Origin of the sequence: Metabacillus litoralis (genome assembly GCF_007994985.1) — a bacterium.
Classification (GTDB): Bacteria; Bacillota; Bacilli; order Bacillales; family Bacillaceae; genus Metabacillus; species Metabacillus litoralis.
In genome coordinates this window covers 1-16,983 of sequence record NZ_VOQF01000015.1, presented here as the reverse complement: position 1 = coordinate 16,983, position 16,983 = coordinate 1, and the positions used below count along the sequence as shown (strand labels likewise).

General features: G+C 32.8%; 17 protein-coding genes and 2 pseudogenes. 1 reads left to right on the top strand and 18 read right to left on the bottom strand.

The features are described from left to right. Window positions 1-49 precede the first annotated feature (49 nt). From FS935_RS24025 to FS935_RS19280, 4 genes are all read right to left on the bottom strand, one after another. A complete protein-coding gene (locus tag FS935_RS24025) occupies window positions 50-511 on the bottom strand; it encodes a glycine zipper domain-containing protein (protein WP_240050967.1) in 462 nt (153 codons plus the stop codon). A gap of 136 nt (window positions 512-647) precedes the next feature. After that, a complete protein-coding gene (locus FS935_RS19290) occupies window positions 648-1,412 on the bottom strand; it encodes a MerR family transcriptional regulator (RefSeq protein WP_146950284.1) in 765 nt (254 codons plus the stop codon). 82 nt (window positions 1,413-1,494) lie between these two features. Next, a complete protein-coding gene (locus FS935_RS19285; RefSeq protein ID WP_146950283.1) occupies window positions 1,495-1,974 on the bottom strand; it encodes a hypothetical protein in 480 nt (159 codons plus the stop codon). A gap of 149 nt (window positions 1,975-2,123) precedes the next feature. Further along, complete coding sequence (locus tag FS935_RS19280) at window positions 2,124-2,384, bottom strand: hypothetical protein (protein WP_146950282.1); 261 nt, start codon at window positions 2,382-2,384, stop codon at window positions 2,124-2,126. Between the two features lie 291 nt (window positions 2,385-2,675). Here FS935_RS19280 and FS935_RS19275 point away from each other — a divergent pair, with 291 nt between their 5' ends. Continuing rightward, window positions 2,676-2,822 (top strand): BH0509 family protein, encoded by a 147-nt coding sequence (locus tag FS935_RS19275; RefSeq protein WP_146950281.1) that lies wholly within the window; start codon window positions 2,676-2,678, stop codon window positions 2,820-2,822. Between the two features lie 513 nt (window positions 2,823-3,335). On the opposite strand, the gene FS935_RS19270 is transcribed toward FS935_RS19275, so the two are convergent. The 14 genes and pseudogenes from FS935_RS19270 to FS935_RS19205 all read right to left on the bottom strand — a co-directional run. After that, complete coding sequence (locus FS935_RS19270; protein ID WP_158638661.1) at window positions 3,336-4,061, bottom strand: GntR family transcriptional regulator; 726 nt, start codon at window positions 4,059-4,061, stop codon at window positions 3,336-3,338. A 59-nt stretch (window positions 4,062-4,120) separates the two neighbouring features. Next, on the bottom strand, window positions 4,121-4,945 hold the full coding sequence (locus FS935_RS19265) for a PfkB family carbohydrate kinase (protein ID WP_146950279.1): 825 nt from the start codon (window positions 4,943-4,945) through the stop codon (window positions 4,121-4,123). Between the two features lie 6 nt (window positions 4,946-4,951). Further along, the gene (locus FS935_RS19260) at window positions 4,952-5,842 is read right to left on the bottom strand and encodes a carbohydrate ABC transporter permease (protein WP_146950278.1); all 891 of its coding nucleotides are present in this window, start codon (window positions 5,840-5,842) and stop codon (window positions 4,952-4,954) included. A 5-nt stretch (window positions 5,843-5,847) separates the two neighbouring features. Further along, window positions 5,848-6,732 carry a carbohydrate ABC transporter permease gene (locus FS935_RS19255; protein ID WP_146950277.1) on the bottom strand — a complete coding sequence of 295 codons (885 nt, stop codon included), beginning with the start codon at window positions 6,730-6,732 and terminating at the stop codon, window positions 5,848-5,850. 72 nt (window positions 6,733-6,804) lie between these two features. After that, window positions 6,805-8,082 (bottom strand): ABC transporter substrate-binding protein, encoded by a 1,278-nt coding sequence (locus FS935_RS19250; RefSeq protein WP_146950276.1) that lies wholly within the window; start codon window positions 8,080-8,082, stop codon window positions 6,805-6,807. 36 nt (window positions 8,083-8,118) lie between these two features. After that, complete coding sequence (locus FS935_RS19245; protein WP_146950275.1) at window positions 8,119-9,093, bottom strand: SIS domain-containing protein; 975 nt, start codon at window positions 9,091-9,093, stop codon at window positions 8,119-8,121. Between the two features lie 582 nt (window positions 9,094-9,675). Then, on the bottom strand, window positions 9,676-10,398 hold the full coding sequence (locus tag FS935_RS19240) for a hypothetical protein (protein WP_146950274.1): 723 nt from the start codon (window positions 10,396-10,398) through the stop codon (window positions 9,676-9,678). Window positions 10,399-10,808: 410 nt separating this feature from the next. After that, window positions 10,809-11,363: pseudogene (locus FS935_RS19235) on the bottom strand (T6SS immunity protein Tdi1 domain-containing protein); the annotation flags it as partial. A 480-nt stretch (window positions 11,364-11,843) separates the two neighbouring features. After that, a complete protein-coding gene (locus tag FS935_RS19230; protein WP_146950272.1) occupies window positions 11,844-12,305 on the bottom strand; it encodes a YrhA family protein in 462 nt (153 codons plus the stop codon). Between the two features lie 2 nt (window positions 12,306-12,307). Further along, on the bottom strand, window positions 12,308-13,255 hold the full coding sequence (locus FS935_RS23740; protein WP_193559382.1) for an HNH endonuclease signature motif containing protein: 948 nt from the start codon (window positions 13,253-13,255) through the stop codon (window positions 12,308-12,310). A 140-nt stretch (window positions 13,256-13,395) separates the two neighbouring features. After that, entirely contained in the window at window positions 13,396-13,836 is a 441-nt protein-coding gene (locus FS935_RS19220) for an SMI1/KNR4 family protein (RefSeq protein WP_146950271.1), read from the bottom strand. Beyond that, window positions 13,836-14,282, bottom strand: a pseudogene (locus tag FS935_RS19215) (hypothetical protein); the annotation flags it as partial. The gene FS935_RS19220 and the pseudogene FS935_RS19215, both read right to left, overlap by 1 nt. Window positions 14,283-14,732: 450 nt before the next feature. Next, entirely contained in the window at window positions 14,733-15,089 is a 357-nt protein-coding gene (locus FS935_RS19210; protein ID WP_146950270.1) for a hypothetical protein, read from the bottom strand. A gap of 18 nt (window positions 15,090-15,107) precedes the next feature. Next, the coding region (locus FS935_RS19205; protein WP_240050965.1) for a pre-toxin TG domain-containing protein at window positions 15,108-16,983 on the bottom strand (1,876 nt) is incomplete at its 5' end.

Genomic DNA, 16,983 nt, shown 5'->3' with positions numbered 1-16,983 from the left:
CAGCTAATACAAAAATAGCGTTTCATCACTACCAATTATTTATTAATAATTAAATCGTTTTCCCATTTTTCTTCGCATCTGCATCCAAGCCGGATCCAATGGCTATCCCCATACACATTCCAATCGGTAAGCCTAGGGCGATATTATCAAATATCGTTAATCCAAACATGACACCGATACTCATTCCTACTGATATAAATAAACTAAGATAATATCCCTCTGGCAAAAGCTTATGTTTTTTTTGAAGATGGGAGTAAGCTGCACGAATGAGCTTTTTATGATGCTTGTAATCAGATTCTTGGAGCTGGTTGTTCTTCTCCAAGATGTGGGTATAATGCTTCTCAAACTCTACTAATTGCTGCTCACATTCTCGACATTCATTTGCTAACTTTCCTAACTTATCGATAACTCTTTCACATTTATTTAAAACAAGCACTGTATTTATTTTTTTGTTATCAATTTTTCTTAACTCAGTTAATGTTGCTTTTATCTTTTCAACATGTTCCTTCAAAGTAATAACCTCCAAATGAAAACCTTCTACAGTTATTTACGTTACACCAGTGAAAAAGTTTCAAGTCGAAACAAAACAGCTCAGCACATTTTTGTACTGAACTGTTTTAGCTGTTTTTTTCAAAACGATATTGTTCTTATTCTTTTATACCAGTGTATATAGCAACAGCATCTCTTAAAAACTGGGCTGTTCCTTGTTGCTTTTTATCATAATAAACAGTAAACCTTTCATCTTCCACATACATTTGTGTAACACCTGCATGTGCTTCTTTACTATAAGCTGGCCAGTAAAACGTTAACCACTGTTTATGCAACTCAGCTGCTCTTTGTCCTAATACCCCTGCAGGATCTCCCGTTTTCATTGCTTCACTTAATGTTTCCATCATTTCACTTTCAATCTTAACTGATTCTTCATACTTTTCTTGTGGCATATTCATGAAGTTTTCATTGGATTTATTGATGGTTTCTTCACCATATTTTTGACGGATTTCTTTTCCGTATTTTTCTTCATTTCCATTTAAAGCTTTTCTCTTAAAGCCTTCAAATTTTTCTTTATCAGTCATGGTTATTCTCCCTTCACTTTGTGCAATGGTTTTTTCCACGTTTTCAATTAGTTGATCTAATTGGCTACGTTTATCAAGGAGACGTTCTCTATGCTCCTTTAACGCTCTAGAAAAGTCAAAGGAAGGATTCGTTATGATGTCTTTTATTTGATTTAGCTGCAAACCTAGCTCACGGTAGAAGAGAATTTGTTGCATAAGATTGACTTCATATTGTCCATAAATTCTGTATCCTGATGAGTTGATTCTAGCCGGCTTAAGAATACCAAGCTCATCATAATACCGTAATGTTCTCGTACTCACTCCCGCGATCTCTGCAAGCTTTTGGATTGTATATTCCATCTTGTTAACCTCCTTGATAACTTTACTTTACACATTTACGTTGCGTGAAGGTCAATAGATTATTTTTGTTTTTTTAATGTACTTAATTAGTTAGTATTATGTAATAGTATTTTACATCTTTAAAGGCTGTAGTTAATTCAAAAAATGCATCTGACGAAATATATATTGTAATAAGGGCCATTAAAACTAAAACTGGGACCGCTTGTTTTAATATCTTTCTATTTTTCTTAAATATAATCAGTGTCGTTATAGCAAGAATTAGAATGTATGCTAATGAAATAGTTAATGTTACTAATGTTGATTCAGTTTCATTAACAGCCATTCTAAAATTGTCCAAAGTATCTATATTATGCTTACCTTCATTGATTACAGATCTATCTTCTTTGTAAATAATCTCCCATGTATATGTGTTTTGTTCTTTTGTTACGATATAACCATAACCCAAAACATTTCTTTCACCAATAATGCCTGAATAATTCTGTTTTTCTTCTTCATTTACAGAACAAGCTGATAAAAGTATTAATAACAAAGATACTAGTAAAATCAAAATATACGCTCTCATTTTATTCCCCACTTTGCAGATACTGTGAAGTTGTTCTAATTCCATATTTATATACGTCTTTAAGGATCTTTTCTGGAATGATGTTGCTAAGTAACATTCACAAAATCAGTTATCCAAAAGAAAAAGACAGTGTTGAAGTGATATCTTCTCTACTGTCTGTTTAATCTCTCTATCTCAGATTCTACTTTGTAAACTCTTTTGTTTAGCACTTCCGTTTTATCATCAACATGTTCAGTAATTTTTTCTGTGTATGATCCTAGATTTTCAATTAAGTTTTTCTGTAATTTTTGTTGCCCGATTTCTAACCTTTCTTGTCCTGCTTTTAGATCAACAACATTTGCCTTCAGATCTACAACATCTGTTTTTATGTCTTTCAGCTCACTTAAAATTTGGTTTAATATATCCTCCACAGTTTTTACCTCCGCTCAAGATATTCCATACTTAATTATATCATCATTAAAATAGTTAACCATCAAAAATAATGATATTTAATACACTAATATCAAAAAATCTCTTTATTTATCGTGTTTAAATACCCCTTCCTATTAGCAACATAAATAGCAATTGTACTAAATGCAATTTCCATATTATTTATCACTAATCCATCTCAAAATGATATTGGTTTAATATCAAATTGAGATATATAATGAGATCAAGAAGAACAAAGGAAATGTTTACAAGTACATAAGGGAGGATTTAAAATGAGCCAAACAGCAAGAGATTCTAAAGTGAAAGATTTATTAAATAAGCAAAAATTCAGCGAGAAACAAATTTCAGATATGACAGATCCACAGATTGAATACTTTCACTGGCTCTATTTTGAAGATTCTGTTTACGATTATATGTAAGGTGAGATATTCGTTAATAATTGAATGATAATATAAATAAACAGCATTTGTAGCTTATACAAATGCTGTTTTTGTTTGTGTAATACTTTATATAAATTAAAAGACAGGAAGTTGTGAGAAACAATAAAAAACTAGTTCACCAAATCAATACTTATTTTAAAGGATATGAATAGATTGATTCCATTTAATTGGAATCAGGATAAAGGAACACATTAATTTGGTGAAAAAGGTCTATTGAAGTAAAAGAAAAGTAATATAAAAATAAAAAGGTTAACTTGAGAATATTACAAGTTAACCTTTTATAATTTAAAGTATATTAGCATGAACTCAATATACGTTTTTAAGATTTCAAGCATCTTATTTGGATAGTTGTTTTATGGCAGTTTTAAATAATTCTTGTTTAAAAAAGACCATTCTTTCTTATTTGATTTTGTATCAGAGATCAAACCACTAGAGTCAAAACCACTGCTTTATACGTCTAAATCAATCCCTCTACTTATATTGTTGCCCTATTCAGTAATCCGTTTCTAGTCGTAATTTCACCCGATCTGCGATCAAATGGTAGTTTGAATAGTGGACAGGGATTAATTCTTCATTATAGATAATCTTATCTACTAAAATGATAGGTGTCATTCTATTGACCTCTAGATGCTTTTGTACATCTTCTGTTGGATGTACAAACTCAAGATCCTTACATACTTTTTTGAAATTTATTCCATAATCTTCGTTAATAATTTTAAAGGTTGAACTGTCTGATGTTATTTTATTTTCTATTGAGGGATAAAGGGCTGTTGGAAAGTATGCATAATCCAAACTTAAAATTTGGTTATTTCGATATACTTTTCTTACCAGTTCAATGTACTCATCAAATTTATTGTTAAATTTATAATTAATAAAGGGTGTACCCTTTATTTTATCCATTGAAATAATATCTTTTGTAATAAACTCACTCTTTGTCGTTAAGCCTTCGGTGTAACCTTGAAAATGTAAAAGGTGAATCTCTTTACGAAATGTATTTACAAAGGTACCTTTTCCACGATTAATTTGAAGAACACCTTCGTCTACTAATTCTTTAATTGCACGACGAATGGATATTCTACTAGCTTTAAAAATTTCACATAATTCAGCTTCAGTAGGAATTTGATCACCATGATTTAGCTGATTCGATTCAATATATTGTTTAATTCCGGTCATGATTTCTTCATATAAATAATTTTGAATTTGATCACGGTTACTCATAAAATTCGCTCCTATATTTCTAACGTTACTAATAATTATACATGAACATATATTACTCGTTAAATTTTTTGTTTTTCTTTTGGGTAACCGAATCCACCATATTCTTGGCATGTCTTTTCAGCGGATCTTGTTCCTTTCTCAATCGCAACTTCGATGTCATCACCACTCATATAAGAAGTTAAAAATCCTGCGATTAAGCTATCACCTGCACCCATTGTGTCAATCACATCAACTTCCTTTAACTTCTGCTCATAGATCTCTCCATTTTTGATAAAGATTGCGGGTCTCCCTCCTCTAGTCAGCCCAATGATTTCAAACCGAAATGAACTTATATCTCTAATAAAACGTTCAAAATCTTCATCTGAAAGTTCAGCAACTGAAAAAAAAGCATAAGTTATATGTGAAGCAATCGTTTCAATATAAGATAGGTCCCTCCTATTTGAAAAGTCATATGATACCTTTGACACTTGTGACAATTTTGGTAGTTCACTCTCCATGGAAGAATAGCAGCTCACATGACTTAAATCAAAGGTTTTTATATAATCCAATTCTTCTTGAATGAGCTGAATTTTAAATTTATGCTGTACGGTATTTTTAGGACCACCTACAAATACACGGTCATGATCTTCTGTTAATGTAACTTGCGGCTGTCCAGTAATACCAGAAACGTCGCGTGAAAAACCATAATCGATCCCTTCTTGACTTAGTACATACTTGATATGATTAGCAGGCTCATCGTTCCCAAATATCCCTATATACGAAACTTCACTAGCTCCATTACGTTTAGCATTTACTGCTACATTGACACAATTACCACCAGGATAATATTTATCTTGATCCAAATAGCAGTCAACTACGTTATCACCAATTGTTATTAGTTTCATAAATAATCATCCTTTCACAGATCCTTCTGCAAGACCTCTAACCAAGTATTTTTGTAAGAATATAAGTAAAATAATCATTGGTACTGTTGCAATAACCATCCCTGATAACAATACCCCCCAATCTGTCCGTAGAGCATCTCTAAAGACCATTAACCCTGATGGGATCGTTTTTAATTCACTGGAATTAATGAAAACGGTTGCAAATAAGAATTCATTCCAAGCGAAATATGCGGTTAAAATAACAGATGTAACAACAATGGGTAGTGATATAGGCAAATAAATACGCCAAAAGATTCCAAATTCAGTACAGCCATCCATCAAAGCTGATTCAGATAACTCTTTAGGTACTGTTAAGAAGAAAGCTCGAATCAATATTATCGTTAAAGGTAGTCGATAAGCTACATAGGTCAAAATGAGTGCCCAATGTGTATCTATTAAGTTTGTTAGAGTTAAAATTTCAAATAAAGGGATTAAAGCAACTTGTGGATTCATCATTAACCCACCAATAGTAAATAAGAGTGATGCTTCAACCCATCGATTTTTATACCTAGATAATACGAATGCAGCCATTGATCCTATGAGGACGGTTAGAATAATCGTTGATGTTGTTACATACACACTGTTGATAAAATAGCTTGAAATACCTTTTGACCATGCAAGGGAATAATTTTCAAACTTCCATTCCGTTGGAAAAGCCCACACATTACTGTAAATTTCTTGATAACTTTTAAATGATGATATAAACATCCAGAATAGTGGATATAGAATGATAACAGCAAAGATCAGCAAACCGAGAAATACGATATTTTTGGTAATTCGTGTGCGAACTGGGATTTTTATTTTATTTGTAGGTACGGTACTAGAGAATGTTGACTTCTTCAAATTCAATTTTATCATATATTTCAATCCTCCTTCCCTGTTTTCGATACTTTGATTTGTATAAGCGCAAATATAGCAGATAATAAGAAAATAAGAGATGCTAATGTTGATGCATAGCCCATGTCATCTTTAAAGAAGCCTGTTTGATACATGTGAACCGCTAATGTCATGGAACTATTTCCTGGACCACCATTTGTTAGAATGTAAGGTTCATTAAATACTAGAATAGATCCAGTCACAGTAACTAATAAGTTAACAAAAGTAGCTTCTTTCACTTGAGGTACAGTTACACTAAAGAATCTTCGTATCTTTCCAGCACCATCTATCTCTGCAGCTTCATATAAATCCTTCGGAATTTTCTGAATCGCAACGATAAAGAGCATCGTAATTAGCCCAATACTTTGCCATTGAGACATTGCGATAACACTATATATTGCAGTTGTTGAATTACCTAACCAAGGCTTGGTCAATTGATCTAATCCAATGAGCTCAAGTAAACTATTTATTAATCCAATTTGGGGATTATAGACAAATCCAAATAGTAAGGCGATAACAGAGATTGAAATCATAACTGGCATAAAATATATAACTCGTAAAGCAGGAGCGACTCGTCTAAAAAACTTATCCTCTAAAATAGAAGCTAACACTAAAGCGAAGAACACTTGCAGTAACACAGAAATGATGGCATATTTAACATTATTGTTTAATGCACTGAGAGCTACTTCATCAACAAATAATTGTTTAATTTTACTCAAACCTACAAACTCTTTTGATTGAGAAAATACACTAAATTCAAAAAAACTATTATAGAAGTTTTGAATAAGTGGTATGTAAATAAATAGACCTAAAAATAAAATGGTTGGTAACATGAATAAGATTGGAGTTATTTTCACCTTTTTTAACTTCATTACAAATCCCCACCCTTCTTTTGAAGAATTGCCCTAACCTTTTAATTTCTTAGTTAGGGCAATTCTTTCCTTTTATTGGTTACGTAGTTTAGCAGCTGCTTCCTGTACTTTTGCCAATATCTCTTCTGGGGTAGTTTGACCTGTTGCTAATTCTTGACCACCTCTCATGAAAATATCAGCAATTGATATATCAACCGCATTATCAAACCAAGGGGTCGCATCTGATGCATCTTGAATAATTTGATAGGCTTCTAGACTTGTTGGATTGGAGGTTTCTTCCGTTACACCGCCTTTAACAGCATTCAACTGTCCATCTGCTTTCGTAAATTCTTTAGCAGTTTCCTCTGATGTCAGGAATTTCAAGAACTCTACAGCTTCAGTTGGAGCATTCTTACTTAACATCCACCCTTCAGGTGCACCAGTAAGTGAATTAGGTCTTCCTTCTCCATCTTTAACTGCTGGGAAATTAAAGAACCCAAACTCCACATCGCCAGCATCTTGTACATATCCAACCTCTGCAAATTGCATATATAATACTGGAACTTCACCAGCAGCAAACATATTTCTTGCTGCTTCATGATCAATAGCCGTTGATACATCACCCATGTAAGTGGTCAACTCTTTGAAGATTTCTAAGCCACGTACATATCCTGGATCTGTATATTCACCTGTCTCAATGTTATAGTCTTTAAGAAGAACCTCATTATCTATGACCCTATCAAAAATTGTGCCCATATAATGAGAAATGGCCCAACCATTTGTTAATCCTTCTACTAATGGTGTTTCATAGCCAACTTCCTTCAGTTGATCTAACGCATTGATAAGTTCATCATATGACCCCGGTACCGCTATATTATTTTCTTCAAAAATTTGTTTGTTATAAAAGAAAGCTTTACCGTCAACTGTAAACGGTATTCCATACGTAACATCATCAAATGTAAATCCAGCATATTGAGACTCGATAATATTACCTGACCATTCTGTATCTTCCGCCATTATATTATTTAGCTCCATTATACGTCCGGAACTTACTAGATTTGCGGCAAAAATGTCTGACCATGAGGTGAAAACATCTGGAAGATCATCATTTGAAACCAGTACTCTAATCTTTTCTTTATAAGAATCATTTAAAACAGCATCAACATTAATTTTCACATTAGGATGCAGCTTTTCAAATTCTGCAATTTTTTCATCATAAAATGATTTTCTAGGTTCATTCGGCCATCTATGAAAAAAATCAATTACTACTTGATCACCATCAGATGTTTCGCCATTGCTTTCATTGGAGGAAGAACATGCTGCTAAAAACATAGACAAAATAACAACTAAAAAGCTTACTAACTTTTTCATTAAATTATTTCCCCCTAGTAACCAATTTTTAGACTATTAATACTCCATTTTCCACATATATCTTCTTACTGATAATGGATGTCCTGTGTGTTCAGCTAAACCATCGGCGTATAAGCGTAATATAGGACCCGCTAGTGCTGTTCCAAAATACTCTTTAAGGTCTTCGTCGACTCCTTTATAATCAAACTCTTTAACATTAACAACCTCAACTTTTTCGCTATATTTCGTCACAAAATCTAGTGCACGTTGATCAAGCGGTGTACTTGGTCCCTCTCCAACTACGATTAAAAATGGAACATCAAAATCAGTTACTTCAAATGGTCCATGGAAATACTCTCCTGAATGAATAGCGTTGGAATGGACCCATAGCATTTCCATCAACAAACAACTCGTGAATGAATAAGCATGATGGATATATGCTCCACTTGCCATTGTGTATATAACTTTATCACGCTTATATTTCTTTCCAAATGCGTCAGCTACATCCTTATGCTTTGCTTGGTTACTTTCAATTAATTGACCTAGCTTAGATAATTGTTCCACACCACGTTGAAACTTCTCTTCTCCAGTAACTTGATTAAGTAATTTAAAGAGTAACGTGTAGAATACCCCTATTTCCCCATCAATTGCATCAGAGCCATCTTTATAATTGTAATGTACAGTATATTCTGATTCTTCACAAAGAGGAGACTCAACATCCATTGAAATGGCAACAGTCAGTGCACCTTTTTCTCTCGCATATGTAGCAGCACCAACTGTTTCTGGTGTTGTTCCAGAATGAGATCTCAGTATCACAAGACTGTTTTCACCCAATGCTTTTGGTGAACGATGAATAAATTCATTTGAAGTATAGACAAAGCACGGCATATCAGTATCTTTTGTAACAAAATAATCCCCGATTGAAAGCGTTGCCATTGAACCGCCACATGCAACAAAGAAAATGTTTTTAATATCCCTCCCTTTCACAGCCTCGATAACGTTTTGAATTTGTTCCACATGTTCTTGTTTCATAAATTTAACTCTCCCTTCAAGTTTAACTTAGTTTGGTAATGATTTTTTCAGTCAACACTACCTCCCTAAGATCATATGATGTCATATAACATCATCTATAAGGTTATAGTACATCATATGATGTTATTGGTCAACAGTCTATTTTAAATTTTCTAACAATTAATTAAAAAACCTATTCCTATCCATTTAGAAAAAAATAGCAGCCAAATATAATTGGCTGCCATCTTGGGATTATGATTGTATGGAACTAGGTTCTCGGATTATACGATTCTTACTTACAAGACACGGATCAAATCTAAACTCTTCCTCAATTACCTTAGGATCGTATGTTTATACCACTTCCGAGTATACATCCTACACAGTTCATTATTTACAAATTAAAGAACGATTTACAATTGCACCTACTTTCATCTTTGTAAGGTCTTGGCTAACAATTTCCAATGGCATGAATATGGTATTCTTTATTAACAGCTTGTTTTTCTATTGTTCATTAAATCATATTTTTCTGTAATTCACGATTTTTTTCATGTATTTTATTACTATATGTCATTCTACCTTGAACTCTATATCATCGTTAGGTGGTCAATTAATTTCTCCCGTTTTTTGGTCATAATACTTTGAATTCTTATATACCTTCTCATATTCCTTATATAATTCTTCACTAGGTGTATAATAATCCCATTTCTTTATATTTTCAGGGATTCGCCCATCATCTACATGTTTCCCAACACCATCTAATACATTAACAGTTTTGATAGTTTTTGTACTTCCGCTCATATCTCCAAAAGAAAACTTCGATAGCCCTTGATCAATATCCTTCAATATTCTTATAGGATTCATTAAATTTATTGGTGAATTTACAATTGAACTAACCGCCAAATTTGTTCTAGGATCTTGAAGAAGAACATTCACTCCACCCTGTAATTCACTACCAAAAGAAACAGCCCCAGTTTTTGTTTTCTGTGTTAACTGATGCAACTTGCTAATGGTTTCTTCCAATACAACTTTTCCGTTTTTTACTAAACTTGGGATAAAGGGTGTGCCCATTAGTGCAGGACCTAGAATACTATAATATAAGCTTTGTTGGCGCTGAAGATCTGTTAATTCGTTTCCGAACATGTCTTTTCCCAAGATATATTCGTTAAAGCCATTAACCGAAACAAGACCATAGATTCCTAGTTCTGCTTTTTCAAGATTTGAGAATGTCTTCGCATTTAAGTAAACAACCAGTGCCTGATCCGCTGCATGCATTCCTTTGGCGGTTTTATAGATGGCGCCTCCACCTTTGACGATTCTACCGCCCATGCACCGTCTTGAAAAAAAAACCTGCTACTCAATCATAAAATTAATAACTTAAGATATTACTACTTAGTTATGTATTTCTGTAAAGTTCATTTATGTTATCATAAGAATTCATATTTTTAGATAACAAAAAACATCTGATACCTTGATGGCAATCAAGTGCTTTATAATTTGAAATATAAAATTTTACTAATAATTCAATTTTAAAACCTAAAGGGCTGTATAAATCGTTTTTTACTCATATCTAATTCCCCGTTCACTCTATTTGTTTTGATTATAACGGTTTTTTTATGATAAAACACAAAAATCCCGAATAATGGACTTTTTTATAAGTGTCCATTATTCGGGATACAGTTCATAATAAGGCCTACATGTACTTATAATTAATTAATTCTTTAACGTAGTCTTGAATATTACTGAACTGGTCCCATAAATTCAGTAATAATAAGAATATGTTCCTTCAATTTAACTTTCTTTAGGTTCTCAACTTTTTCTGCTCCACCTAAACCTAGTAATGGTGTATAGCCAAAGCAGTCATCAAACTCTGGTTCTTTATATTTTTCTATTGCTTCTGGATAAGGAAGCCAGTCTAATGCCTTCTGTCTAAACGCCTCTTCCTCTAAAAATCTAAGAAACAAGGAATATTTTGAAGCTACAACTTTTGTTTTACCTTTTCGGTAGTTAATCATTACTAGATAGGATTCTTGGTTTTCATCCTTTTCAAAAAGTATAACGTCACCCATAGATGTACTGAAAATAGGTATTGTTCCTTTGCTTCTTAAATAAGACTCATTTACTAAAGAGCTATATTCATCCGGGTTAATTATTTTGAAATACCCATTCATAAATGTACCATACCCATATGTTTTCCATGTATCAATCAAAGCTTCTGGGAGCATATCTTTATATTTATTAATTGTGTACTCCTCTACTTCACTTACTTTCTTAAAATCTTTGAATAAGCTTAAATTACAAACCTCCTCTAATGTGTTAGCTTAACATTATGAAGTATGTATCGAACAGTTCACTTATTAATTTGTTACATCCTGCTTTTTAATAATATCTTCTTTCACTAACTTTTTTTACAAGTTGGTCTATATTCTCATGATTATCCAAACCTTAGTTCGAAAAAACTTTACCTATAAACATAGCGTCCTTTTCCAGATGGTGAATTATAGTACATAGAACTTTCAATACCATTTTTCTATTTCTCTGACTGATTAGTATGAACAACTGATAAATCTATTCAGTATCTCGACATTTCAATCTGGGTATCAACCGTATATCCTAGTCTTGTTAATGCAGTATAGACTTGATCTTCAAATAGTGAAGTATACTAAATTTTGTTTCTTGTTTTTTTTGAATTTAAATTTCATGAGGTAAAGCTCGTATCGGTGTTGAGTCAAATAGCTCAATCATTAAATTTTTAACAACATTCATTATAAGGATTACAAAAGAATTGTTTCAAATGCATCACTTAGCATAAAATCAAAGTTTTCAAATGATTGAATTAAAGTTCCAGAAGGTTTATCAAGTTCTACATATACACTTTCTTGTTGGTCATAACAATACCATGCAGTATCAGAATCTCCAAAAAATATATACTTCTTTTGCCATTCATTTTCATACCAGAGCTCGTTTGTCTCAATAAAACCATGTATGTCTTCATCAACTTCGTTATCAAGTAAAACTTTATCTACACCGTAGATTACTAATCCATTAAAATCTAACCCATTTACGTTTCTCAAAAATTCAATGTAGGCCTCGGGTAATAGAATGTTTCCAAATTTCTGCTCAATATTATGATTCATTTTTATAATTTCTGTAGCTGTTGTAGGTTTTCTAAGTGAACTTCCGTATTTTTCTTCAATCTTCTTTATTTCTATTAACAGGTCTTTCCACTTCGGCATATCTATTCATCCCTTCTTTTAAACGGTTTTGTTGGGTAAACATTATCCTCAAACATTGGCCAATTTATCGTTTTACTTTGTTTTGGGGATAATCCTCTTGTTAGTGAGTTTTGTTCATTGGTAACCGCTTTATGATAAGGGTCATTCTTTATCAATACTAAGTTAGTGAATTCATTTGTACCACCATCATCTAAAGGTAAATTATGATGCACTTGCCATCCTTTAGGATTAAGGCCATCTTTCATTCTAGCAATATCATCTACTCCCAAACCAGCTTCACTAAGATATTTAGCTCTTACAGAGTTGTTAGCAAATTCTTTAAGGAAATTCTTCCTAATAGAACTATTAAATTCTTTCCTAAGTTTAGCTGTTTCTTCTGGTAGTCTCTTTGTGTAAATAATTTCTTCTACCTTTACACCTGGTAAATGAACTTTCTCTCCTTTTAACGTTCCTATGAAGTAGTTATCAATTTCACCATTACCCTTAGTTCCAACACCATCATAGACTCTATCAACTATTTTACCAGGTTTATTAATCAAAAAGAAACCCGCCAAAGCCCGTTCAGACAAACTCGAATCTTTACTTACAACCGTCATGACATCTTCTAACAAGAAATCAAGCGTAGCTTTGTTGAAATGTCCTGCTTGATGCATATCCCCAGCTAATTCGGATTGACCACCAAGAACTCTTCGAATATCATCAAAACTTGATGTGTATTCAGGAGGTGTATTTTTAAGGTAATCTTTAATAATGGACTCTGGATTGCTTTGCATATATTTCTTGATGGATTCTATTTCTTCGTCTGTGAATGTTTGTTTTATTGCCACATTTTCAACTTGAGTATACTTATTTGTGCTTTCAGCAGTTTTCGTACTACCCCTCATATCTCCAAGAGAAAACCATAGGGACGTTTCTTTTGCTTCCTTAGCTTTGAGAAACAAAAGAAGCAAGTGATCCGTCCCCTTGCTTCTTCCCGTCATGAGCTCTCGATTCACAAACAAATTATTTTCATTTTGTCTCACTCAAATAAATTAAAGAAAAAAACCTTGAAAGGCGAAAAACCATTCAAGGTATGTTTTATTTTCGTTTTTTAATCAGCTAGTAAATCCAAGTAATATTTATCATTTGCTTCTATCTTTCTTAAAAATTCTTCAAGAGAAGTCGCAATTTGAATATCATAATAATAAACTGCACTTCTATTATTTTCGTTAAATTCTATTGACATTAAAGCTGATTCACTGCCTTCAAAAAATATTAGTTTGTTATTCTCAAATTCATCATAGATTTCTATGTCGGGATAAAACTCAAAATCATTAACTCTTAATCGAAAATCTCTTACTGAATATGGGTCCATAATACGATTAATATTAAACTCTGAACCTTTAATAAATCCGTAGCCAACCTCTATGTAAAAATTAACTAACTCCTTAGGAAATTTTAAATCGAGTTCCCTCTCTACCTCTTTTATTTCGTTTTCAGTCACTGGATAAAAACTATTTTCTTGGGTTGCCTTAATAAATTCATAGCTCATTATTTTTTACCTCCTTTAAATAGTGTATTTGCTGGTGAACCTGCTCCATGAATACCAGCTTGATGCTCATTTGGGAATTTTGCAGGGTGCATATTCCACCATTCATGTTCTCCGCCAAAAGTATTTTCAATTATATGATGAGCATCATACTTATCGCCTTTTTTCCTAATTATTTTACCTGTTCTTTCTGAAATAATATTATCATTATAAACAGGCCACTTTTGCCCAGTATTTTCTTCCCACTCTTTAATTACTTTATTTTTTACTTTATCAAATTCTGCCCTATGCTTAGCTGTTTCTATTGGTGACATTTTTTTATATTCTTTATTTCTTAAGGCTTCCTTCAACTTCTCTATTTGGTTTTTAGGTAACTCTCTGCCGGTTCGACCTTCTATATCTCTAATATATTTTTTTATTGTACCAGAATCTATCTTATTACCCGTACCTCCGCAGCATGCATTACTTTTGCTGTTTTATAGATGACGCCACCACCTTAGAGGATTCTACCGCCCATGCACCGTCTTGAATAAAAAACTCTGCAACTCAATCGTAAGATTAATAACTTAAGATATTACTACTTAGTTATGTATTTCTTTAAAGTACATTTATGTTATCCTAAGAATTAATATTTTATAGATAACAAAAAACACCTGATACCTTTATGGTAATCAAGTGCTTTATGATTTGAAATATAAAGTTTTACTAATAATTCAATTTTAAAACGTAAAGGGCTAAATAAATAGTTTTTTACTTAAAATTCAGCGATATTGTGTAATCTCAAAAAGTTAGCTACTCTAAGGTCATATTTTATTTAAATTTTATTTGTTTAAATTTATAATGACTACTCTAAATAACCTTTTTTCACAAAGAAACTCGAAGCGATTGATATTTGTAAATTAACGTTCCTCAGATAAAGCATCATCGTAATCCTGTAATTCCTCTGCAATTTCTTTTAATCTGTCAATATTATTACTAAATTCTTCGTAAGAAATTTCTTGATAATCGAATATCCCTTCCCCATATTCATCACTGTCAAATATTTTTACTGCTGCACCTAACTTAAACAATTTATCAACTAATCCTTTTAAATTTTCCATATCATCAATATCATTGGCATCTGTTTCAGCAAAAAAATCTTTATTTTCAATTTTATTTTTTATAACTGAAATTCCTAAACCAGTATGGTTTCTTAAGGGTAATAAACTTTTACTAAATGGAGCATTTGTACTTATTTTAATTGCGATTTTACTCATTAATAATACTCCTATCCGTTAAAATTCTTCTAAAAAATTTGGATTAACAGGTTTTCCAGGTGCATTCTTACTATAGCTTCCACCATGCCATCCTTTTAAATGTTCCTTGCTTGTTACAGGGAAAATAATTTCTCCTCTGTTACTTATATGCGGGTAATTCATTGCGTTGTAAGTATGATGTCCAATTATAGATTGCTCATTATGTTTAGGTTTTTTCCCTTTTAAAATCTCTTGTGTCTGTTCGATAGTCCAATTCCTTGTTGTAGGCTCTGCATCTAAAATCCTTTTCTTTTCTTGCTTCCAAAATTCATTAACCCCTGCAGCTCTTCTTTTTGAAAACCTTTTATCCCATTGATATCTATTATATTCTTCTTTTGTTATCGTGCGATTTGCAATTTTTTCTTTTATTTTTTTCTTTTGGTCCCGACTTAAAGATTTGAATGGAGTATTCTTAGGTGTTAAATCCAGCTCTACTTTCGAGACCCTTTGAGTAATAATATCTTCTCCAACTGCTACTTTTTTATTACCAACCTTACCTGCATCTCCAACACTATCATATATTCTATCAACAACTTTACCAGGCTTATTAATTAGAAAAAATCCAGCCAAAGCCCGTTCAGACAAACTAGAATCTTTACTTACAACCGTCATGACATCTTCTAATAAGAAATCAAGCGTAGCTTTGTTCAAATGTCCTGCTTGATGCATATCCCCAGCTAGCTCGGATTGACCACCAAGAACTTTTCGAATATCATCAAAGCTTGATGTGTATTGAGGCGGTGTATTTTTAAGGTAATCTTTAATATTGGACTCTGGATTGCTTTGCATAAATTTCTTGATGGATTCTATTTCTTCGTCTGTGAATGTTTGTTTTACTGCTACATTTTCAACTTGAGTATACTTAATTGTACTTCCAGCAGATTTCGCACTGCTCCTTATATCTCCAAAACTAAACTTCGACATTCCCTGGTCAATATCCTTCAATATTTTCATAGGATTCATAACATTTATTGGTGAATTCCCAATTGAACTAAACGCCAAATTGCTTCTAGGATTTTGAAGAAGGACATTCAAACCACCTTGTAATTCTCTACCAAAAGAAATAGCCCCTGTTTTTGTTTTCAGTGTTAGCTGATGCAGTTTTCCAATTGTCTCTTCTGTAACCACTTTACCATTCTTCACTAAACTTGGGATAAACGGCGTAGCCAATAGCGCAGGGCCTAGAATACTATAATATAAGCTTTGTTGACGCTGAAGATCTGTTAGCTCGTTTCCAAACATATCTTTTCCCAAGATATATTCGTTAAAGCCATTAACCGACACAAGTCCATAGATTCCTAGTTCTGCTTTTTCAAGATTTGAGAAGGTTTTCGCGTTCAAGTAAACATCCAAAGCCTGATCCGCTGCATGAATTCCTTTGGCGGTTTTATAGATGGCGCCTCCACCTTTGACGATTCTTCCTGCCCATCCTACAACAGGGATAAAACCTGCTGCTGCCATTGCTCCAGCTGTCACACGTTGAGATGTTGTAAGTTCAGCACCAGTGACGGGATCAACACCTTCAGAGGCACGAATATAATCGTAATATCCAGTTAACTCACCTGTGAAGTTCTTTACACCATCCCATGTTTTTTCATACCATGGACGTTGTTTTTGCTCTTCAAGGCGTTTCATTTGTTCTCTGGCTTTTTCTTGTTCTTCTTTAAAGTTTAGATAATCGTTTGCTTGATTTTCTGCTTGTTCTTTTAATAGGTATACATCACTAGATTTGTATTGTTCGGCATTAAAATGGATCGGGAGAATTTCATTTCCTTGACGAGTTGCCTCAAGTAGTTGTTGAAATAGTGCCACAACATAATGCTCATCATCCTCTGATAGTGTATATTCTGATTTT

Coding starts and splice junctions, on each gene's coding strand:
- FS935_RS19290 (WP_146950284.1), bottom strand. CDS start 1,412: ATGGAATATACAATCCAAAAGCTTGCAGAGATCGCGGGAGTGAGTACG.
- FS935_RS19285 (WP_146950283.1), bottom strand. CDS start 1,974: ATGAGAGCGTATATTTTGATTTTACTAGTATCTTTGTTATTAATACTT.
- FS935_RS19275 (WP_146950281.1), top strand. CDS start 2,676: ATGAGCCAAACAGCAAGAGATTCTAAAGTGAAAGATTTATTAAATAAG.
- FS935_RS19270 (WP_158638661.1), bottom strand. CDS start 4,061: ATGAGTAACCGTGATCAAATTCAAAATTATTTATATGAAGAAATCATG.
- FS935_RS19265 (WP_146950279.1), bottom strand. CDS start 4,945: ATGAAACTAATAACAATTGGTGATAACGTAGTTGACTGCTATTTGGAT.
- FS935_RS19260 (WP_146950278.1), bottom strand. CDS start 5,842: ATGATAAAATTGAATTTGAAGAAGTCAACATTCTCTAGTACCGTACCT.
- FS935_RS19255 (WP_146950277.1), bottom strand. CDS start 6,732: ATGAAGTTAAAAAAGGTGAAAATAACTCCAATCTTATTCATGTTACCA.
- FS935_RS19250 (WP_146950276.1), bottom strand. CDS start 8,082: ATGAAAAAGTTAGTAAGCTTTTTAGTTGTTATTTTGTCTATGTTTTTA.
- FS935_RS19245 (WP_146950275.1), bottom strand. CDS start 9,093: ATGAAACAAGAACATGTGGAACAAATTCAAAACGTTATCGAGGCTGTG.
- FS935_RS19240 (WP_146950274.1), bottom strand. CDS start 10,398: ATGGGCGGTAGAATCGTCAAAGGTGGAGGCGCCATCTATAAAACCGCC.
- FS935_RS19230 (WP_146950272.1), bottom strand. CDS start 12,305: ATGCCGAAGTGGAAAGACCTGTTAATAGAAATAAAGAAGATTGAAGAA.
- FS935_RS19220 (WP_146950271.1), bottom strand. CDS start 13,836: ATGAGCTATGAATTTATTAAGGCAACCCAAGAAAATAGTTTTTATCCA.
- FS935_RS19210 (WP_146950270.1), bottom strand. CDS start 15,089: ATGAGTAAAATCGCAATTAAAATAAGTACAAATGCTCCATTTAGTAAA.